Here is a 21,311-nt window from a genome sequence, read left to right as displayed (position 1 = left end):
CGAAGTAATATTTTCAGGCATAAACGTTGACATATATATGTAAAATGGAGCATTGAATTACAGAATAATTTAATGCTCCATTTTAATTGTCATATCAAAACCCATTAGTTAAGGGTATGATGCTTTTTTGTATTTTAAAACGTAACCACTTACCCAAACGCAGCAGATAATCTTTGTCTATGTAGCTACTTACGGGATGGTCTCGCCTCTGGCCGCTCAAGTGATAACAGGTCTTCATCTAAATTCATCACTTTCTGCTCCACCATTAAACGTGCATCTTCAACCCCTCTGTTATACATAAAAGGTCCCAACTCCTGTATCATAAAATGAAGAAGTTGATCTGCAGCTAATTCACCTAGTTGCTCATCACGTTCTAACTCAAAGTATTCTTGAATCTGATCCAGCATATATGCTTTTTGTTCTTTAGATAATGATTTATTCATTCTATCCCTCCCCATTCACAGCTTCTGATTCTATCGTAGCACAGACCATCAAAAAAGCAGAATCCTCAAAATAAGTAGTTCCGTTTCGGCGGAAAAACATACGAATTAGCAGACCAAATCGCATATGATTTGGTCTCTTATTTTCCCCTTATAATTCAATGGTTATCGGTTGATAACATATAAAATAACACACGGAACCACAACCCAAATAACATTATGACAACATCCATTGTCAACGTCTAATTACCACGTTAATTGTGGTGCTATTTGCTGTGTTAATATTTAAAAAGAAAATTGTAATTTTATGTTAAAATAAACATAGGGATTGTGAAGAATTGTTCTTAAACTAACCTAGCAGTATTGTTGAAGACTCGATTCCAAGATTGTGTGGCTGTTCCGTCATCGGTAGGAGGAGAAGGAGGTCGGGGAAATAACTCGCTTTCCGTGGGAGTACGGTGAGCCTCCTTGGACTTCGTCCTGCGGGGTCTCACCATGTCCTCTAATCCCACAGGAGTCACGTCATTTCCCCGACCCCCTTGCCATGAAGAAGAGGGACGGAACATCTACGAATCTAAGAAGTCGGCACGTAGCTCTTGTTATAACAGCATGTTTATCCTCTATTTTCATTATGGAGGAAGGCCCCTATTCGGGTCCGTTTGTGAAAGTAAAGAAACGAGCCCCACAGAGCAAAGTGAGCCACTAAAAAGTCTTTACAAAGAAAAATACAATGAGACCACCCACTATATCGGTGTTTGTCTTCTTTATATTGATTGATTTAGTTCTTTTTCTCTTATATTATCAATTTTTCAGTGTCCTCAACGATTCTCTCGCATAAGACGTTCTGCTCACGTGAAGTAGCTTAACCGATACTTCCGTTCTCCTTACGAAAGCAAGAAGGTCCGGGAAATTGCGAGACTCCTGTGGGATGAACATGATCGGTGAGATCCCGCAAGGCGTAGCCTGTGGAAGCTCACCACATGCCCACGGAAAGCGAGTGATTTCCCGGACCTTCAAACGCCATCCTTGGTAACGGAAACCACCGGAATATCTGAAGTTGAGTCTTTCGTAATCTTGGGCTATAGCTGCACTGTTGCTAGCTTGTACTAGCGGGCAGTTATCTGGAAGGAAAGCTCATTCCGAGTCATAGTGGTTCGTTACCATATAGGGATAGGAATGTGTCTTACCTATGCTATAGAATAGAGCATCACCACCCCACACGATTCTCACGTATGAAGCTTCTGCTCACGTGAAGATGCTTCCGTTCTCCTTACGAAAGCAAGAAGGTCCGGGAAATTATGAGACTCCTGTGGGATGAACATGATCGGTGAGATCCCGCAAGGCGTAGCCTGAGGAAGCTCACCACATGCCCACGGAAAGCGAGTGATTTCCCGGGCCTTCTAACGCCATCCTTTGTATCGGAAACCACCAGAATGTCTCGAATCTGAGTATTCCACAATCTGACGCTTTAGTTTAACAACAGTATATAAAGATAGAACGCATGGAAATCAAAATTCAAGCGTTTTTGTTTGCCATTTATACTATTACTTATGGTGCTTTTTAGATTGTTAATTCATCTGTTTTTTTACATTTTCTCCACGGTATCGGAACTACTTACTCTCAAAAACACAACTCTTTTCTCCCCTGCAAAATACTCGCAGCACATGCAACGCTTCATAAGATGGCAAAAGAATGCGTTCAAAAGTCCTTAAATGAACGCTATCGAAAGCAATTACATTAAATAGTTGATAGTTTAAGCACCTTTTTCACCGGTAACCGAGCCGATTCAAACTGTTCAATCGTTTCCCAAACGATCTAAATATTTGTATGATAGATGACAGAACCGAATTCGTTCTCCTGTTATTTTTATCGAAAGGAGGATTCACATGAAACGCTTTTTCATCGTTGTCTTTATTCTAATATTAGCAGCTTGCACTCAAAAGGAAACTACTCCCTCTTTAGAAAATATAACCGAACATACTTGGTCAGATATTGAAAAAACAGCAGCCAGCTCTGAGGTTCGATTGTATATGTGGGGTGGAGATGAAGGAATTAATCAATACATTGACGAGTGGCTTAAGCCTAATTTGAAGGAAACACACAATATAACTCTTGAACGCGTACCGATGGCTACCGAAGAAATTTCACAAAAGCTACAAACAGAAAAACAAGCAGGTGAACAAGATGGAGCCATTGATATCATTTGGTTAAACGGAGAAAACTTTAAAAATGCTAAAAATAATGATTTACTGGCAGGTTCCTTTGTTAATCAATTACCTAATTTCATTGACTATTATCAAAGCGATGATCCAGCCTTCACTACCGACTTTGGTACTTCTGTAGACGGTATGGAGGCGCCTTGGGGTAAAGTGCAATTCGTCTTTCATTATGACCGTGAGAAGTTAGACCACCCCCCTTCTTCTTTTGAAGAATTACGTGCATGGATTGAAGATCACCCTGGAGAATTTACGTATCCAGCAGCAGCAGATTTCACCGGAAACGCTTTTCTTAGGCATCTATTATATGATCAGGTCAAGGACCCATCTACTATTTATGATGAACCTTTACAAGAGGAAGAAATATCTGAAAAAGCAAACGGAATGTGGGAATATTTAAACACCATTAAGCCGAATCTATGGCGCTCCGGTAACCATTACCCCAATTCCTTAACTGAACTTGATCGCTTATATGGAGAAGGTGAAGTAGCTATGACAATGGGCTATAACGAAGCTAGAGCTGAATCTCTTATAGAAGAAGGTGTCTTTCCCGAAACTACAGAATCCTTTGTCATGGACTCCGGTTCTATCGGTAACACCCACTTCTTATCGATTCCCTATAATAGCACCAATAAAGAAGGAGCTTTAACTGCTATCAATTATATGCTTTCACCAGATGCCCAACTAGCCAAACTTAAACCAGATTATTGGGGAGAAAATACGCCGATCAGCTTCGAGAAATTATCTGATACACAACAAGAGGAATTTGAAAATGTTAAGCGTGGAAAAAGTGTATTAGATCAGCAGGAGTTAGAAGAGAGTTTTTTACCAGAAGCTGATGCAAGTTATGTAGATTGGATAGAGGATCAGTGGTTCAATGAAATTATTCAAAAATAACCCATGGATCCTACTTTTTCCTTCTCTATTGTTTATGATTATCCCTATGTACGGGCTTGCGATCGCTGTGTTAGAAAGTACTACAGGGACCATGGGTTTCACTTTAGCGTCCTATCGTCAATTGTTGGAGTCCGACCGTTTCCTATCATCTATCTTATTCAGTTTAAGAACTTCCTTCATTGCTACTATACTAGCACTGCTTGTTGGGCTCATCATCACTCGGAGTTTTTCCCATTATTTAGAAAGAAATCTCCCTCGTCTTTCTTTATGGCTTCCTATGATTTTCCCTCATTTTGTATGGGGATATGTTATTATCTTGATCTTTTCAGAAACAGGTCTATTCGCTCAAATGTTTGTTTCGATGGGATTGATTGCTAATACAGGTGATTTTCCTATCTTAACAAGAGATTCTGCGGGCATGGGGATTCTTCTTACTTATATTTGGAAGGAAGTCCCTTTTGTTGTTTTAATGCTATTCCCTGTATACAGTGCGATTCCTCAAAGTTATTATGACCTAGTGGAAACATTAGGCGGGAATCGCTGGGAGCAATTTAAAACGGTAGATTGGCCTCATATTCAATCTGTTTTAATTGAAACCTTTTTTATCATCTTTGCCTTTACTTTAACGGCTTATGAAGTTCCTGCTTTGATCGGGACCAATTTTCCAGAGATGGTCTCAGTGTTAAGCTACCAATGGTTTTATAGTGGAAGTTGGGACGATCGTCCTCTAGCTTTTGCTGCCATGACATCCATTAGTCTATTTATTACACTAACCGCTTTCTTAGGCTATATGTACCTTAACCGCAAGCGTTTGAGGGCTATGAGAGGGCGGTTATAATGAAAAAAGTAAACATCTCTTTCTATCTAGTAGTTGGCACTTTATTTATATCTCCAGCACTTCTGCTTTTGTTTCAAAGCTTTACAGCTCCTTGGAGATTTCATACAGGAGAAAAGTTAAACTTCCAATGGACGAGTTGGAATACTTTATTTTCAGAACCAAACCTATTGACCGCTACAATCTGGTCTATTGGCATTGGAGCATGTGTGTTATTGATCAATTTAGGTATAGGTTTAACAAGTGGTAAAGCATTAGCCCTTTATCCTTTTAAGGGGAAATCATTCATAGAATCCCTATTACTTGCCCCTATTCTCATTCCCGTCCTTGCGGTAGCCATGGGACTCCATCTATTTATGATTAGAGTAGGAATAGCTGATACTTGGATAGGAGTGGTTGTCATTCACCTTGTTCCTACTATCCCGTATAGTATAAGGATTTTCCACCATGCGTATAGCCAATTAGGTAAGGACTTAATAGAACAGGCGGAGCTCCTTGGTGCGTCCATGAGGAAACAGTTTCTAACCATAGAGCTTCCTTTACTTCGTGCAGCTATTCGCAGCGTTACATTTTTAACGATTGTTATTAGCTTAAGCCAATATGCTATTACATCAATCATTGGTGGGGGACAAGTAATCACGCTTCCCATGATTTTCTTTCCGTTTTTGGATACAGCAAATACTTCCATAATGGCCGCTTTTGCTGTTTGGTTCGCAATTCCACCTCTTGTTATGTACGTTTTAGTCGAAGGACTGTTACTTCTGCTACCCTACTCGAAAAAGTACTGGAGGAATTAATCATGACAATCGCAATTGAAGTCAATCAACTTACTAAAAAATTCCGAACGGAGACTGTACTTAATCAGTTAAGCTTTAAAATGAATGAGGGCGAAAAACTAAGCATTGTTGGCCCGTCTGGTAGTGGAAAATCAACACTGCTTCGAATTTTAGCAGGGCTTGAAAATCCTTCTCATGGTTCTATTATTTTAGGAGGCAAAAACGTTACAACTATTGGAGCTCGTAAACGCAATATAGGTTTAGTTTTTCAACAGCCGCTGCTTTTCCCTCATATGACGGTAGAAGAAAATATAGCATATGGGGCTAAGGTGATGGGTGGTCACTCAAAAGAAAAAACGACAAATCTCCTAGAAGCTATTAATCTAACAAAGGCTAAGTCTCAATTTCCTAATGAATTATCAGGAGGCCAACAGCAGCGCGTTGCCTTGGCAAGAGCACTGGCTACAGAACCTGATATATTACTACTTGACGAACCTTTTAGCAGCCTCGATCCTAATCTAAGACAAGAGCTAAGATATTGGGTTAGGAAGCTTTTAACGAATCATTCGATCACCTCAATATTTGTTACTCATGACCATGAGGAAGCTATGCTCATGGGCGATAAAATCGGATTATTTCATGAAGGGAAATTTCAACAAATAGCTAGTGCTTACGATATTCATAATTCTCCGGCCAATCCCTTTGTTGTTAAGTTTTTTGGTAACCATCTTCTTCTTGATGACAACCATTATGTTCATTTAGAATCTATTTCACTCTCTAACCCAAAGGATAAAGGAATAACGTTTCATGCAGAACTTTTACAAACAACCTATTATCAAGGACAAATGATGGCCCACCTTTTTATAATAGATTTGGCTGAAAAAATCACCTTACGTGTTACACATACCAGTTTATCGAAACATCTAACCATTCATATACCAGAGAATTCTATTCACCAATTTAACAAAGGGCAAGGGACCTATGAATAAACAAACACTCGTACGAACCGGAATTTTTCTATTCATCTTTATTGCATTAGCATGGGTGGTTCGAACTCAAATAGATAGCTCTCCTGAACAAATTCGTTCCTATATCCTTTCATTTGGTTTCTTGGGTCCCCTCCTGTTTATGGTTCTCTACACAGTAGGACCTATCGTTGCTTTTCCTACATCTATTCTATCTTTAGCCGCAGCCTTTGCGTATGGGATATGGCCTGGAATGTTATACATCATAATTGGAGCTACTGGGGCTTCTGTTACAGGTTATATAATGGGGCGTTTTTTTGGCGACTCTATCATAAAGTTTCAAAGAACCAAATGGGCTGACGCTTTATACAATCGCATGAAAGAAAATGGCTTTGTCTATGTATTAGTCTTGCGCTTAATCCCTCTTGTTGGATTTGATATCTTAAGCTATGCAGCAGGGATAACTAGAGTTAAAATCCGTTCCTTTATTCCTGCAACAGTTGTTGGGATGATTCCCGGAACCTTTGCTTATAGCCTAGTAGGGACAAGTTTAGCTAGCGGCAATTCCACGTTAATCTTCGCTGCTCTCAGTATATTTGGCCTTTTATTATTAACTACCTTTATTTTTAGAGAGACCGTTCGTAACTGGCTAACCAAATAGATCAAACGTCCGTTCAATTATTGAATGGACGCCTTATTTGTATTTTTTCATAAAATTTGTATCTATTTTGTTTTTTAATTTCCATGCCTGATGACTATGGTGTGAAAACTTTCCATATAATAAAAGCCCCTTTTCCCCACCTGTAGATAAAATATAAAGAGCCTTTTTCTGAGGTTCATACGACTGCAAAGGTTGATTGTTTATATAGCGATGAAGATTTTCAAAAAGAATCGGACCTTGCCTTACCGCATAAACTCCGCTCTTGTCAAGGTTAGGGTAAGATCGTAGCGTTACACAATCACCCGCTCCAAACATAAAGCTATACTTTTCAAATTGAAGAGCATCTGTTATAAAAGCAAATCCCTTTTCATCGACGGCAAGATTAGATAACTGAAAAATAGGTTCACCGATAGGACCACCTAGCCATAACAAACCACTGTGATGAATGTGGTTATTGAAAGAAGTCTCAATGTAATCATCGTATATATCACTTACCCTTTCATTCTCCCAAACTTGGACACCCGATCGCTCCAATAGAGATTTAATCTTTCCCGACGTTTTGTTAGATGAAGAGGATAAAACTTTATCTGCTGTTACAATTCGGACATCTCCCTTGATCTCTCGATTGTTTTTATACGCCTGAATAGAAAGAGCAAGTTCGCAACCTGCTGCACCTCCCCCTACTACAAGAGGAGTAGATGACTCTCTAATTTCATTGATTTGTTCTACAAATTGGAAATTAGGCTTCACAGAACAAACTTGGGAATGTACGAATTCAGGTGGAATACTTTTAGATCCCAAATCAAAACTTATCAGATCAAAAGGATAAACAGCACCGTCTTCACAAAAAAGTTTCTTCCGCTCTGGAAAAACTCGACTAGCCGATTTCTTTATAAAATTCACACCACATTTATTCGTGAGTTCCCTAAGGTTAATCCGTATATCATCTTCATCATACAAACCTTCTGTATAACCAGAAAACATCCCTGAATAATACTGATAATCTGATGGAGAGATCAAATAAATCTCTATATTCCCCAGTGGCATAACACTATTCAAACGAATAACCTCCAAATGAGCATGCCCCGCCCCAACCAAAATCAAACGCAACCTCAAAAAAACACCCCCTGACTTGAAGTGCGGAGAGGGGCGGTTAGGCCTGAAACGCATAAGCAAAATACCGTAATCGGGACGACCTAACCCGATGAAGGTAGATTGCTTATGTCGCGAAGGCCTGCCCCTCCTCTAAAAGCATAAAAAACCCACACAGCAACAAACCATGTGGGCGTGATCGTTTACAGATGAATCTGTAAAAACTCTTCTACTTCTTCAGGTGTTTTTGCATTAGCACTGTGTAAATGGGCAATTTTATCGCCTTCTTGAAACACAAGAATACTAGGTATCCCCATCACTTCATACTTTTCTGCAACCTCAGGCAGTTCATCATTATTTATATCGTACCACTTGTAGTCTTTGTATTCCTCTAGAATATCTCCAATAAACATATCCATCCGACGGCAATCCGGGCACCAGTCAGCCTGAAACTTTATAACTATTGGTTTACTGCTTTGGATAACATCTTCAAATTCTTCAATCTTATGAATAGATTCCATTATCATTATCTCCCATCTCTCACGAATTAACATACAATTTTTATCATACTTGAAATTAATCCTGATGTCTTATAATCCGCTTTTACTTATATTCAACTCGACCAAGTAGCCAAGCTGCAATTAATCCAGAAATTAACGTTAGTATACTAATACCCCACATGAAGCCATCTTCAGGAACGCCTGGAAAGATAACAAACACTGAGCCTATAACTAACCCAATAATTAAAGCAAACGTTGCGGAAGTGTAATTTTCCAAGAAAAAATTAATTACTTTACTCATGACTATGATGCCAATAAAAATACCAAGACCGACAACTAAAATTATATCGAACCTGAAATTAGCGATTCCATAGATAATCGTGCTAAACATTCCTATAATTAGTAACAAAAAGGAACCGCTTATTCCTGGAAGGATCATGGCACTACTCGCTAGCCATCCAGAGAAAAATAACCCTATATAGGAAGCCAGTGTCAAATCAGTCATCGGGTCTCTTTCAGCCACTTGAAAAACTGCCATCGATCCAACTAGGATAACTCCTATTAATAATAAAACATAATGTCTACCTTCAAATTGGTGTTTCATATCAGCTTTATTGGCTAAATAAGGAAGCACACCTATAATCAACCCTAAAAAAAAGAACTGGGTCGGGTTTGGATAATGTTCAAATAACCACTCAATAAGATTGGCAAGCAACAAAATAGAAGTGATAATTCCTAAACCTAATGGGAGTAAAAATTTCAAATGGCGTTTCCATTCTTTACTGAAAAATCCGTTAATCGCTGCAATTAAGTCATCATATATTCCTAATACAACTGCAATCGTACCCCCACTTACCCCTGGAACAACATCACTTGCTCCCATAAGTATGCCGCGGAGTATATTTTTCCAATGCCACATAAGTACTGTTCTCCTTCTCCATCTATATTCTATAAGTTAATCTATTTTATTTTATCAAAGTTTTCCTATATATATGGCTTATTATAAAAATTAAGACGGCAAATTTAACCTAAGTAGTTCTGACACTGTAGAGAGAACGTGAAATAACAGTCTTTTCATCATATTAAAACACGGCATATTTAACACCATTGAAACAAAGCGTTCTGGACTATGCGATATTAGTATGTTTCTACCACCGAAATGAAACTACTTAGATTTAGTTATAGATTTTTATTATCTTGTGCATATTCATAAAACACATGAACCTTCGTTCAATATAAAAGCTTTTCTAGCCATGGGTGATTGGGCTGATGTTGAATCAATGCCTGTTTTAGCCATTCTTTTTGATGTTCATTTAAGTGAGGAAATACATACGCAAAGTCAGCACGATCTTTTTCTCTAGTTTTGTTTGCTTTATACAAGAGGACGATTTCAGGATTAAGATAAGGAATTCCTTGTTCTGACCGTAAATTCATGTTGGAAAGAGGAAAAGTGGTATGTTCATCCCTTCGAAATATCCAGGATCCTTTACTTTTATCGTTCAACAGAATTTCCAGTTTTTCTTCTTCCTGATAGGCATGTATCTCGTGAATATGAGCATCTAGAGGTTCATTTACGTCCCACTTCACTAATTGAGCATGATTTGTTATGAACGTTTCCCACCCCTGAAGCAACTGCACTAATTGTGGCAAGTCCTCGCGGAAGATAGCAATTTCAATATCATCATGGTCTCTTGTTTCCTCTCCGATATGTAAATCAATAGCCCAACCACCAGCAATCATCCATTTTCCATCAAACTCCTCCATGAATGCTTTGATTTGTAAGCATCGTTCAAACATTTCACATGTCTCCTTCCTCACATAAGATACGATTCCCTAAAAAGAATAACCTACAATACTTTTCAATTATAAAGTTCATATTATGATACCCACATATTACAAAATGAAAGAAAGCTAACCTTATAATTAATAAGGAGGAGCGACGACGAAAAAAACAATCACAAAATCCTGTCTTCATTATTTCAGCTATCGTTATAAGTATTCTTGTCGTGCTCATTCTTAGTAACATCTGCTGACTCTTCTACTTATATACTAGCTAGTATGACTTCGAATGGAACTTTAACACCACCGCTCCTCGTTAAAATTGTTTGGGGTGTATTGATAGCAGCAATTGCTGGCGTTCTACTTTTAGCAGGTGGTTTAGATGCCTTACAAACGGCCTCCTTAGTTGCGGCATTGCCTTTCACGGTAATCATAATCATATTTGCGTATGGTTTTCTTAAGATGATTCGAAAGGAATCGCTACCCGAGCAGAAAATTAAACAAAATAAAAGACCCTAAACCAAAGAAGTGTACTCCTCGATACGAGCACACTTCTTTTATCATTATTCTATAAATGCCTCTTTATGATCTCTAATGAATTCTTTTAAATACCGAGGTTCTCTTTGTAAAGTCCTTTCAGTATCCAAACTTATACGTTTAGAGAAACCATTTTTAACTGAGGTGTATACATTGGCCAATTGGGCAGTATATTCATTTGAAAACCCACGATGAAGGTATGTCTTGATAAACTGATGTTTCGTTGGATTAGTATATATAATTTTGCAACCTATTTCATCCGATAGAATCTCTGCTACATGATACATAGACAGAGACTGTTTCCCAGTCATCTTGTACACTTCATTCGAGTAATGCTTTCCCATTAAAGATAAAAAGGCAGTTTCAGCCACATCTCTACTATCTATAAAACTAGTCTCGCCTAAACCTGCAGGAATATTTAATACATGATGTTCTCGAATATCTGTTTGTTGGTACTTTAACAAATCTTGCATAAACAAACTTGCCCTTAGTATTGTGTAATTAAATCCTAAATGGATAAGTAATTTTTCAATTTTCCGATGGGGAAGAAATGACATCTTCTCTGAAGCTAGGACCGACAGAAACACAACTCGGTTTACTCCAAAGAATTTTGCAGCTCTCAACGTATCTTCCATCGGTTGAAGTTCTCTGAGTACTGTAGGGCGAATTAAAAATAAAGTTTTTACCCCTTCAAATGTTTGCTGATATGTACTAGAGTCTTCAAAGTCAAATCGTACACTTTCAACGTTCAGGTCATTGAACAGTTCCTTTGTTTCTATAGGATAACGTGAAGCCGCACGATAGGGGATCCCTTTATCTATAAACCAGGCTGACAATGCCCGGCCCACGTAACCCGTTGCTCCTGTAATCAATATGATATTTAAGCCCCCCCCCCTTGGGTTACATCACTACGTTAATATGTATCCCATTTATAATTCAATTGATTTATTAAAATATTTGTGTAACAAGAAACCAAATATTCCACACAGACAGGGTCAAAACGATCATTTTTTCTGTAGAGGAACCAGTTCTAAACGTGAATAAGAATCGAAAATGCCTTTTATAAAAAGGATAAAAGATCGGAATACCACGCTTGGTTATAAGGTCACCCACAAGATGAGAAAATACCCCCGTAATAAATCCAATAAAAAAATAATATGGGATCGCGAAGAAGTTAGTTATGATCAGATGATAGATGAATAGCACTCCAATAAAGAAAATAGAGTGGGTCATTTTCCTATGACTTCTCACCATTATGAGAAGCGGTAACGTTAACATGACGAATACCTTAAGTTCTTCCCTATAAGAATTTAAATAATTTGGAGCATATAAATACAAACCAAAGGCGACCATTAAAACAAATATAAGAAGTCGCCAAAACTTTTGACCCAACTTAGAATGTGGGGTATCTATATCAGGAAGCAAGGATCCAAATAAGACAAACACAAAAAACAGAATAGCTTCTAATGGTGTTTGCGGGAGAATCCCTATGTGGGGTAATAATGTAATTGCAATTAAACCGCTTGTAAAACCTACTATTTGGTGTCCTGTTGCCATCATGGTGTCTGAACTTACCTTTCATCTCTAAAATATATGCCGATTTATTTGATCAGCCTCTCTATCCTACCTTATTTCAAATTTCTTCGTAAATAACTTTATCGTTACCAAACCGCAATTGAACCATCCGAACGAGAGTCGGTTCCGCCTGCGAGCACTCCTGTTTCAGGATTTCTTGAAATAATTTGACCACGCCCAAATTCATTTGTTTCCAAGGTGACAGATACTTGATGGCCTTTTCGTTCCAAACCTTGTGCGACGTGATTCGGAAAGGAAGACTCCACTGAAACTTTTCTATCTTTCAGCCACTTCCATCTCGGTGCATCTAGCGCCATTTGAGGATTGGCCTTAGCATCAATTAATTGACTGACCACTTGCATATGGCCTTGAGGCTGCATCATGCATCCCATAACACCAAAAGGACCAATCGCTTCATCACCTTTTGTTAAAAACCCTGGAACAATCGCGTGAAAACTACGCCTTCCCCCTACAAGAGCATTCGCATGTTTCGAATTCATCGAAAAACTACAGCCTTGGTTTTGTAATGAAATACCAGTACCAGGAACAACAAGACCTGATCCAAAACCTTCATAATTACTTTGGATGAACGAAACCATATTCCCCTCTTGATCAGCTGTAGCCAAGTAGACTGTGCCGCTTTGAGAGGGCTCACCTGACTTAGATGTTCCGGCCTCTTCTCCTATTAAATCGACACGTTTTTCCGCATATATTTGGGAAAGCAGTGAATCTATAGAATGCTTCATATTCCCTTTTTCAGAGTTTTGTATATGACCATCACTATAGGCTAATTTAAGTGCCTCGATTTGCTTATGATAGTCTTCTACACTGAATGTAGATTCAAACCGGAAGTTCTCGGCCATGTTTAATCCCATCAATGCAACGAGCCCTTGCCCGTTCGGAGGAAGTTCCCAAACATCATATCCTCGATAGTTTATTGAAATCGGTTCAACCCATTCAGGTTTATATTCAACCAAGTCTTCTTTTCTAAGAAAGCCTCCATGCTTTCTAGAGAATGCATCCATTTGATCCGCAATCTCCCCCTTATAAAAAGCCATCCCTTTCGTTTCTGCAATAGCTTTTAAGGTCGAAGCGTGTTCTTCTGAAGACCAAACCTCTCCAACTTCAGGTGCCCTTCCTTTAGGAGCAAACGTATCAAACCAATGCTGAAATAGCTCTTCGGTTAAAGTCTCTTTATATTGTTGATAAATTCTTTTCCATTGCTTCCCTACAATAGGTGTTATCGCAAATCCCTTTTCTGCATAGGAAATCGCCGGTGTTAATAATTCATGAAAATCGAGCTTACCAAATTTGTCGGATAGTTCTGCCCATCCTGCTGGAGCACCAGGGACCGTTACAGGTATAAACCCCTGAGCCGGAATTGCTTTGTATCCACGTTCTTTGACAGCAGGTATAGAGATGGATTGTGGAGATGGTCCACTCGCATTTAGGCCGTATAAATTGCCTCTCATCCATACAAGTGCAAAAGCGTCCCCTCCAATACCATTGGACGTAGGTTCAACTACAGTCAAACAAGCGGCTGTAGCTATGGCTGCATCAACTGCATTCCCACCTTTTTTTAAAATATCCAAACCTGCTTGAGCTGCCAGAGGTTGAGATGTAGCTACCATCCCTTGGGTAGCATGTTTAGTCATTCGTGTGGAAGAGTGAGGATTGTACAGTGGATCATATGTATGCATAATGAATTCCCTCCATTTTGATACAAAAAGAGCTTCTTACCTATGAGTAACGGGTTCCGTTTCCTATCACAAACACTATAAAATGCACCTAAATTTGTATGACTAATTGCAATGAATTTTAGTGGTATTTTTATTTTCAATTGCTTCTTCAACTAAAGCCCCAGATTGTTTAATAAAAAAGTGGCGGTTCCGTTGCTTTTTATCGGAGCATGGGGGATGAGAAGTGGAACGGAACTCTTTTTATGAAAATCGGGGTGCTGTGTGAATATTGCCATTGAATTGATCTGCTTGTGCCATGAAATTGATCCACTTCCGCCATTAATAGATCCTGTACTATTGATCTGTAATATAAATTCAGAAAAGGTCTTCACAAGGAGAAGTGGTATACACACCAGGTAAGCTCCTAGCTGTCGTTTATGGTCTGAAATTATTGCCACAGAGGTTTTTTAAAAGGTCCCTTAATAGGTACACTTCATATAAACAGGCTATCACACCCGATTTTTAACAACTTATCTAATGGCTCAATAGATCTGTGTGATGGCCATATTCCTTGGTCTGTATCAGGCTTCAATTGGCGTTATATCAGATATCTCATGTTTTAACAGGGACGGTAGAACAGCACGATTTTGATAGAAATATACGGCAAGGGGCGGTGGGAAAGGGGGAGACTCCCTGTGGGATACGCAGGGTAGATCTGACCCCGAAAGACGCCAGCCTGAGGAGGCTCAGCGCACGCCCATGAAAAGCGACCCCTTCCTCCACACAATCATCTCGGAATCGAGTCTTCAACAACCCTGCCCGTTTGTTTAACCGTTATCCTATGAGTAGCTCTTTTTTTCATTCAAGACAAGTTTAACAACCTTTCTCAGGAAGCCCGAGCATTTGAAATTTCGGGCCTTCCATCGTTGCTTTACCTTCAACAATGAGTTCTTCTGTTAAATGTATTATTTTCTGATCAATAGCCACAGGAATCGAATTAATGTGATGAAGCTCATCATCCGCTTCAGGTTCAGCTATGGTCATACCTATATCAGGTTCTCCGCAACCATAACCAGCGAAATATAGTCGTAAACAACCTTCATCTACATCTTCTAACAATTGATCTAACAAATCACGAGCCTGATCTGTGATTTCCATAACATTCCTCTCCTTCAACCAAACTTGATACTTCCTATTATGAAGGTATTTGTTATTTTCTAGTAAGAATATGCTCATGTATTATTAACCATTTTCTTAATCAAATAAAACAAGCCTCCAATTCTAAAGGAGACTTGTTTTATATAAGAGGATTATACAGCTTTCGCGTTCAGCTCCACATCAATATTACCTCTTGTTGCTTTAGAGTAAGGGCAGAAGTCATGAGCATCTTTAACTAACTTATCTGCTTCATCTTGAGAAACACCATTAACGCTTACATTTAAAATGACGCCTATTTTAAAGCCACCATCTGATTCATCCTTAATGAGACTAACATCAGCAGTTGTTTCAGATTCTATGTCCTTCTTTTGCTCTTTAGCAACGTGGTTTAAAGCACCATCAAAACAAGCAGAATAACCTGCTGCAAATAGCTGTTCAGGGTTGGAGCCTTCTTTATCGTCGCCGCTACCGGGCATTACAAGGTTCACATCAACAACACCATCATCAGATTTCACGTGACCTTCACGACCGCCTTTTGCTGTTGCGTGGGAAGTAAACATAACTTTACTCACAATAATCACTCCTTCAATTAGTTAAATCATTTCACAAATAGTATGTACCTCATTTCCAAATTAACTAAACATCAGTTTAATTGAAATTCTTCTTTTAAAGACTCTGGCGCCATCTTTACTATTTGTTGTAAAATAAAAGCTAACACCGCAACATCATCGACTAAACCGATAAATATAAGGAAGTCAGGGATCAGATCCCAAGGAAATAAAAGATAACCGATCATTAGCAAAACAGATAAAAATTTTTTATTGAAACTCACCTCCGAAGATTTAAAGAACTTCAATAAAAATGGAATCGACTTTTTGATATTTGCTAAAAACTTTAACCTTCTCCATATTTTCAACACAAATTCTCCCTCTTTTCGACAGCACAAGTGAACACTAGGGCGACCAGTCACAATTGCTTATTTAATACGTATCATTTAACATAATGGTTGATAAAGCTATGTTCTTAGAATAGCGCATTTAAAAGAATATTATCCTTTTGCAACCTTTCTTATTTCAGTTTATAACCTTGAAGATGCATTAAGTTAAATGGAATAAACAAAACTTGAAGTCTTGTTATATTTGAACCACTTAAAGGAGAGACCACGTCATGAAGATTCTACTTCTTAACGGAACCATCGTTGGAACTAAAACCCAAACGTTGCTAAATGAAATTGACAAATATATTGAAAAACTAAATAAAAACTACAAAACAAAATTCATAAACTTGGAAAATTATCAAATGGAATTTGTAGATGGACGTCCTTTCGAACAATATAATGAAGACATGCAACATTTGATTGAAGAAATGGAACAAGCCGATGCTTATGTCATAGCTACTCCTATTTTTCAGGGTTCCATTCCGGGGACACTAAAGAATTTATTCGACGCTGTTTCTCCTCTTGCCATGCGTCATAAGCCCGTTTCAATCGTAGCTAATGGCGGAACACTGCAACATCATCTAGTGATCGAGAACCAACTTAAACCCATTCTAAATTACTTCCGTTGCCTCGTCACACCTAATTATGTATATACTCATACCAATCATTTTTCAACACAAGGTGAATTAATCGACGAAGACGTGCATAACCGTCTCAAAGAAATGACACAAGTCTTCCACCAATACATTCAAATGAGTAAAGAAATCTAGATACACGGGAGGGGCCTGGTAGACACAACAAACATAAGCAGGTGATAGTAAAGTAACGGGTTCAGTTTTCGAGTACAAAACATGAAATAACATACGAATGAAGAGACCAAATCGCATATGATTTGGTCTCTTATTATTCCTTGTTATATCAACGATTATCGGTATTTAACATATAAATTGCATACGAAATCAGAGATTGTGCTTGAATTCGAGATGTTTGTGTGAATGTAGGGGCTGCGGGAAACGGCTCGCTTTCCATATAAGTGTCTCGATACCACTTTAAGAAAAGGCAGCCATTCCTAAGTTTGCATGCAAATCTTGATAGCGGGCGGTCCTATTAAAATCCTTGATATAGAGAGGTTCATTGCAATAGAACACGGATAGTGGAAGATAGTCCTTCTGGGAAAGGGATTCGTTTCTCACACATCGAATGGGGGCTTGGGAATCTCCCCGCTTCCTAGCCACCCATCCTTTGCTTTTAATGAACGGCCCTACTTCCATGAGTCGTCTTCTGTGTTCGCTACACCATATGGAACAAGTGTGCAGTTGCAAACTCCCATTTATGAATAGCCTACAATTTGAAGAACCAATTACTACATGATCGGCGATAGCCCGAGGAAGCTCGCCACATGCCCATGGAAAGCGAGTGATTTCCCGGACCTCCAAACGCTTTCAATCATAACGGAAACAACATCTCTCGAAGCTAAGTAGTTGAAGAAGAAAATATAAAGAAAAACGCTTGGATATTAACATATCCAAGCGTTTTTCTTTACCAATTGTAATGTTATTTAGTATGTTAATTGGTCCGATAATTCTGTTGCTATTTTTCCCTCTACATATGTTTTTGTACTCCAAAACCGAACTATTTATAGTAAAGTGAGCTGCTTATATTCCGAACAAAAGCCCCTCCATGATAACAAATGTCATGAAGGTTTTTTTTCGTTCAACCTACTATTTTCTTTACATAATTTTGTGTTTCCTCGAAAGGTGGAATTCCTCCATACTTATCTACGTTTCCAGGTCCTGCGTTATAGGCAGCAAGGGCAAGTTTCTCATCACCATTGTAACGATCCATCATTTGCCTTAAGTATTTAGTTCCGCCCATTAAATTTTCTTGAGGATCAAATGGATCGGTAACTCCAAGACCTTTTGCAGTTTCCGGCATTAACTGCATAAGACCTTGAGCTCCCGCATGACTTACTACATTCGCATCAAAATTTGATTCTGCTTGTACTACGGAACGAACGAGAGATTCATCAACCCCGTTTTTCTCAGATGCTTCTTTAATTAATGCACTTAACCCTTTATCTTCTACCTCAATATTTGATGAAGTTACTTTGTTGACAGAACCATCGGAAACCAAGTCAGGGTACTTAATATGTATAGGTTGTTCCTTAAAAGCATTAAAGCTCGTTAAGTTTTGCGCATTTCCTTGTAAACCAGCAGATGGAGAGGAAGCTGATAAAAACACGTCTAAGACATTATGAAAAGACGTATCATGCATCCCAGCACTAGACGAAGGGCTTCTTTCCCCACTCATTAAATTCATAGCTTTCATTTGCATCAGACTTCGAATACTAGTAAAATCCATAAGTCCACCTCTATTTTAGTTATTCATTTAATCTTACAGTAAAACATTTAACGATACAATATGCTTACATATTAAATAATTCCATAATCCTCCAAAACTTGCGAAACTATTACATGAAATCGCGTATTAATTCGCTTTCACTAATGTTTTTTTCCCAAAGCATACACCATCAAAACGATGTTATAATGACTTATAGCAAAAGAGACCCTCCTATTCTTGAATGTGATCCAGTTCAACACATGCAAGAGCGTCTGGTCATATGTCTCAACATACGTAAACTCTCTTTTGTCTCTAATGTCGATTCACCCTTTTTATTCTTCTCTATCGAGAATGAATAAACCTGTAGATTTCATGGCAGGCTTACTCAATTTGAGAAGTCACTCTGTCATCCCCTCCCTTAAGTTAGATTAAGAGAGGGTTTTTTTAATCTACAATTACTTCAATATGTTGAGGCTTTACCTCCATGGAAACAGGGAGAGGGTTACCTTCTTCACCATCCACATTTGTATGTAATTTTTGGGATGAAGAAACGTACAATTTCTTCGCTGTAAAATGTTCTACATCTTTATCTTCTTTAAGATTCCCACGCAAGACGGATGTTACAATGGAAATCAATCGTATGGTAGGTACATCTTTTATTATATAACCATGTAATACTCCGTCATTCACCTTAGCCTCCGGAGACAACTTTTCAAATCCACCCGTTGAGTTTGTCAATGTTGCAAGAAATAAAAAAGAATTCCCTGACCACTCTTTGTCATCATATTTAATGTGTAATGGATAAGCATTAGTTCCGGCTAAAGTCTTCGCTCCTTCCATTAGATAAGCCAACGGACCGAATTTTGTCTTCTGTTCAGGTGACACTTCGGAGGTGGCTTCTGCAATAGCTCCAATGGCCACAATATTCACAAAATACCGATCATCAAAACTTCCAATATCTACTTTTTTTGAGTGATCAGACTTTAACGTGTCTATAGCTTCTTTAGGGCTCAAAGATATGTTTAAAGCTCTAGCAAAATCATTTACAGTTCCTAAAGGAATAATTCCCAGCTTAGGACGATGATTTTGATCGACCATACCATTGATCGTCTCATGTAATGTTCCATCCCCACCTAAAGATACAATAAGTTCATACTCCGCTTCACAGGCATCCGAACAGTATTTGGTAGCATCTAATTCCTTTTCAGTTAACATGGTCCTGACTTTATATTGTTTACCTTCAAGAATCTTTACAATCTGTTCTATATAATTTAATGCTTCTTCCTTTCCAGAGGAAGGATTAACGATGATCATCGCTTTTTTCATAAGATACCTCCTTTAACTTAGGACCCATATCACTCTAAATTGTTCTTTTTAAATATTGTTTCATTGGGTGAAAAACCTAATGACTTTATAAATTCCTGAGGTTTTATCAGGTCCGGAGGCTGCACGAATTTAATCATTTCTATCTGATCACTCTTCATCCAGTCAAAAAGGTTCTGAAACAGCATAGTACCGATCCCTTCGCGCCTATAAAACTCATCAACAAAAATTTCTTCCACTATACCGACACGTTGGTTACTTTCTTCTCGTAAAATTCCATATACATAGCCAACCATTTTCCCAGCCACTTCAGCTACAAGCAAACATTGATTAGAATCATTATTTAATAAGTGATCGGCTGCCCAATCCTTTCTTTTTCTAAAGAGCTCACTTCCGGACGTTTGTGGTTCACCACTTATACTTACTCTAGTCCATTCAATGGCATATCTAGTAAAATGCATCAAGTCCCTCTCGGCTGGCTTCCTTATGATTGCTACCATACATTGAACCTCTCCCCATCAAATTATTTCCACAGAACATTATACATCTTGCACAGCATAACCGATCCATTTAGTAGCTACTTCATTCAGGTAATCCTCTCCATTATATACCCTTTTCCATATTGGGCTATGCAATGAATAAAAGAATTTCTTCTGTTAGAATAAAAGGTAAAGAGGTGAAACGATGACAACGACTATAGCCATTATACAGATGGACATTGTATATGGAGATCCCAAAGCGAATCGAGAACAAGTTATCCCTCGTATTGAGGAGGCCGCCTATAATGGAGGAGAAATTATACTTCTTCCTGAATTATGGACAACAGGCTATAATTTGAGCCGTTTTGATGAAATTGCTGAAACTTTAAATGGTCCAACCCATGAAATGATGGCAGAGCTAGCACAAAAACACGGAGTAACTATTGCAGGATCTATAGCTGAAAATGACAATGGAGAATTTTACAATACGCTAGTTGCTTACAATAAAAAGGGTGAACGCTTATTAAACTACCGAAAGGCTCACTTATTCAGGTTAATGGAGGAAGAGAAATTTTTACAATCTGGACATCAAAAAGGAAATTTCATTTTAGATGACTCTTTAGTAGCTGGAGTGATTTGCTATGACATTCGCTTTCCTGAATGGATTCGTACACACATGTTAAATGGAGCTCGAGGATTATTCGTTGTTGCTGAATGGCCAAAGCCACGCGTAGAACACTGGAGAAACCTTCTGATTAGCCGGGCTATTGAAAACCAATGCTTTGTTATTGCCTGTAACCGTATAGGATCCGACCCAAATAACGAGTTTGGTGGTCATTCAATCGTTATAGACCCTTGGGGCAATATTGTCGCAGAAGCAGGAGACGATGCTGAAGTACTAATTTGTGACGTGGAGTTTTCAAGGGTGGAAGCAATTCGTGAACAAATTCCAATTTTTCAGGATCGGCGCCCAGACCTTTATGAGTAAGATCGTAGTGAAACCTTAAATAAGTTCTCTGTTGCTGTTTCGGTGGAGAAACTTACGAAATAGCATAGCTGTTGTCAATGTGCTAATTACTATGTTAATTGGTAAAAATAATTGAAGAGTCTGTGAAGGATGGT

At 38.5% G+C, this 21,311-nt stretch carries 22 protein-coding genes; 8 read left to right on the top strand and 14 right to left on the bottom strand.

From position 1 onward, the window contains the following. Window positions 1-185: 185 nt before the first annotated feature. Complete coding sequence (locus ACFQIC_RS17885) at window positions 186-443, bottom strand: DUF2164 domain-containing protein (protein WP_204711087.1); 258 nt, start codon at window positions 441-443, stop codon at window positions 186-188. Between the two features lie 1,883 nt (window positions 444-2,326). Here ACFQIC_RS17885 and ACFQIC_RS17880 point away from each other — a divergent pair. Genes ACFQIC_RS17880 through ACFQIC_RS17860 form a run of 5 tightly spaced genes read left to right on the top strand, consistent with a single transcriptional unit; the run spans window position 2,327 to window position 6,790 of the window. Further along, a complete protein-coding gene (locus ACFQIC_RS17880) occupies window positions 2,327-3,553 on the top strand; it encodes an ABC transporter substrate-binding protein (RefSeq protein ID WP_204711085.1) in 1,227 nt (408 codons plus the stop codon). After that, entirely contained in the window at window positions 3,534-4,391 is an 858-nt protein-coding gene (locus tag ACFQIC_RS17875; RefSeq protein ID WP_204711083.1) for an ABC transporter permease, read from the top strand. The genes ACFQIC_RS17880 and ACFQIC_RS17875 overlap by 20 nt, the downstream gene beginning before the upstream one ends. Next, window positions 4,391-5,185: an ABC transporter permease gene (locus tag ACFQIC_RS17870; protein ID WP_204711081.1), complete on the top strand. Its 795-nt coding sequence runs from the start codon at window positions 4,391-4,393 to the stop codon at window positions 5,183-5,185. The genes ACFQIC_RS17875 and ACFQIC_RS17870 overlap by 1 nt, the downstream gene beginning before the upstream one ends. 2 nt (window positions 5,186-5,187) lie before the next feature. Next, window positions 5,188-6,153, top strand: a complete 966-nt coding sequence (locus ACFQIC_RS17865; protein WP_204711079.1) for an ABC transporter ATP-binding protein — start codon at window positions 5,188-5,190, stop codon at window positions 6,151-6,153. Next, window positions 6,146-6,790: a TVP38/TMEM64 family protein gene (locus ACFQIC_RS17860; protein WP_204711077.1), complete on the top strand. Its 645-nt coding sequence runs from the start codon at window positions 6,146-6,148 to the stop codon at window positions 6,788-6,790. The genes ACFQIC_RS17865 and ACFQIC_RS17860 overlap by 8 nt, the downstream gene beginning before the upstream one ends. 33 nt (window positions 6,791-6,823) lie before the next feature. Here the strand turns inward: ACFQIC_RS17860 and ACFQIC_RS17855 are convergent, their stop codons facing one another. The 4 genes from ACFQIC_RS17855 to ACFQIC_RS17840 all read right to left on the bottom strand — a co-directional run bounded on the left by ACFQIC_RS17855 (window position 6,824) and on the right by ACFQIC_RS17840 (window position 10,179). Continuing rightward, window positions 6,824-7,906 carry an FAD-dependent oxidoreductase gene (locus ACFQIC_RS17855; protein WP_204711075.1) on the bottom strand — a complete coding sequence of 361 codons (1,083 nt, stop codon included), beginning with the start codon at window positions 7,904-7,906 and terminating at the stop codon, window positions 6,824-6,826. A gap of 179 nt (window positions 7,907-8,085) precedes the next feature. Next, on the bottom strand, window positions 8,086-8,403 hold the full coding sequence (locus tag ACFQIC_RS17850; protein WP_204711073.1) for a thioredoxin family protein: 318 nt from the start codon (window positions 8,401-8,403) through the stop codon (window positions 8,086-8,088). A gap of 82 nt (window positions 8,404-8,485) precedes the next feature. Beyond that, on the bottom strand, window positions 8,486-9,301 hold the full coding sequence (locus ACFQIC_RS17845; protein ID WP_204711072.1) for a DUF368 domain-containing protein: 816 nt from the start codon (window positions 9,299-9,301) through the stop codon (window positions 8,486-8,488). A gap of 311 nt (window positions 9,302-9,612) precedes the next feature. After that, window positions 9,613-10,179, bottom strand: coding sequence for a nucleotidyltransferase domain-containing protein (locus ACFQIC_RS17840; protein ID WP_204711071.1), 567 nt, complete (start codon window positions 10,177-10,179; stop codon window positions 9,613-9,615). Window positions 10,180-10,383: 204 nt separating this feature from the next. Here ACFQIC_RS17840 and ACFQIC_RS17835 point away from each other — a divergent pair, with 204 nt between their 5' ends. Then, window positions 10,384-10,680, top strand: coding sequence for a BCCT family transporter (locus ACFQIC_RS17835; protein WP_204711070.1), 297 nt, complete (start codon window positions 10,384-10,386; stop codon window positions 10,678-10,680). A gap of 44 nt (window positions 10,681-10,724) precedes the next feature. On the opposite strand, the gene ACFQIC_RS17830 is transcribed toward ACFQIC_RS17835, so the two are convergent. The 6 genes from ACFQIC_RS17830 to ACFQIC_RS17805 all read right to left on the bottom strand — a co-directional run bounded on the left by ACFQIC_RS17830 (window position 10,725) and on the right by ACFQIC_RS17805 (window position 15,942). After that, window positions 10,725-11,570, bottom strand: coding sequence for an NmrA family NAD(P)-binding protein (locus ACFQIC_RS17830; protein ID WP_390217576.1), 846 nt, complete (start codon window positions 11,568-11,570; stop codon window positions 10,725-10,727). A gap of 76 nt (window positions 11,571-11,646) precedes the next feature. Beyond that, entirely contained in the window at window positions 11,647-12,255 is a 609-nt protein-coding gene (locus tag ACFQIC_RS17825) for a metal-dependent hydrolase (protein WP_390217574.1), read from the bottom strand. A gap of 104 nt (window positions 12,256-12,359) precedes the next feature. Beyond that, a complete protein-coding gene (locus tag ACFQIC_RS17820) occupies window positions 12,360-13,973 on the bottom strand; it encodes a gamma-glutamyltransferase family protein (RefSeq protein ID WP_204711067.1) in 1,614 nt (537 codons plus the stop codon). A gap of 852 nt (window positions 13,974-14,825) precedes the next feature. Next, window positions 14,826-15,110, bottom strand: a complete 285-nt coding sequence (locus tag ACFQIC_RS17815) for an iron-sulfur cluster assembly accessory protein (RefSeq protein ID WP_204711065.1) — start codon at window positions 15,108-15,110, stop codon at window positions 14,826-14,828. 152 nt (window positions 15,111-15,262) lie between these two features. Next, the gene (locus ACFQIC_RS17810; RefSeq protein WP_204711063.1) at window positions 15,263-15,682 is read right to left on the bottom strand and encodes an organic hydroperoxide resistance protein; all 420 of its coding nucleotides are present in this window, start codon (window positions 15,680-15,682) and stop codon (window positions 15,263-15,265) included. A gap of 71 nt (window positions 15,683-15,753) precedes the next feature. Then, entirely contained in the window at window positions 15,754-15,942 is a 189-nt protein-coding gene (locus ACFQIC_RS17805) for a YkvA family protein (protein ID WP_390217592.1), read from the bottom strand. 335 nt (window positions 15,943-16,277) lie between these two features. Here ACFQIC_RS17805 and ACFQIC_RS17800 point away from each other — a divergent pair, with 335 nt between their 5' ends. Beyond that, window positions 16,278-16,817, top strand: a complete 540-nt coding sequence (locus ACFQIC_RS17800; RefSeq protein WP_204711059.1) for an NADPH-dependent FMN reductase — start codon at window positions 16,278-16,280, stop codon at window positions 16,815-16,817. Window positions 16,818-17,760: 943 nt separating this feature from the next. Here the strand turns inward: ACFQIC_RS17800 and ACFQIC_RS17795 are convergent. The 3 genes from ACFQIC_RS17795 to ACFQIC_RS17785 form a co-directional block, all read right to left on the bottom strand. Beyond that, a complete protein-coding gene (locus ACFQIC_RS17795) occupies window positions 17,761-18,408 on the bottom strand; it encodes a lytic transglycosylase domain-containing protein (protein WP_204711057.1) in 648 nt (215 codons plus the stop codon). A 423-nt stretch (window positions 18,409-18,831) separates the two neighbouring features. After that, complete coding sequence (locus tag ACFQIC_RS17790; RefSeq protein ID WP_204711055.1) at window positions 18,832-19,713, bottom strand: diacylglycerol/lipid kinase family protein; 882 nt, start codon at window positions 19,711-19,713, stop codon at window positions 18,832-18,834. Between the two features lie 29 nt (window positions 19,714-19,742). Next, entirely contained in the window at window positions 19,743-20,171 is a 429-nt protein-coding gene (locus ACFQIC_RS17785) for a GNAT family N-acetyltransferase (RefSeq protein ID WP_204711053.1), read from the bottom strand. 223 nt (window positions 20,172-20,394) lie between these two features. Here ACFQIC_RS17785 and ACFQIC_RS17780 point away from each other — a divergent pair, with 223 nt between their 5' ends. Then, on the top strand, window positions 20,395-21,177 hold the full coding sequence (locus ACFQIC_RS17780) for a carbon-nitrogen family hydrolase (protein ID WP_204711051.1): 783 nt from the start codon (window positions 20,395-20,397) through the stop codon (window positions 21,175-21,177). Window positions 21,178-21,311 lie beyond the last annotated feature (134 nt).

Origin of the sequence: Halobacillus seohaensis, assembly GCF_042663045.1 — a bacterium.
Taxonomy (GTDB): Bacteria; Bacillota; Bacilli; order Bacillales; family Halobacillaceae; genus Halobacillus_A; species Halobacillus_A seohaensis.
This window is presented reverse-complemented; position numbering and strand designations above follow the sequence as displayed.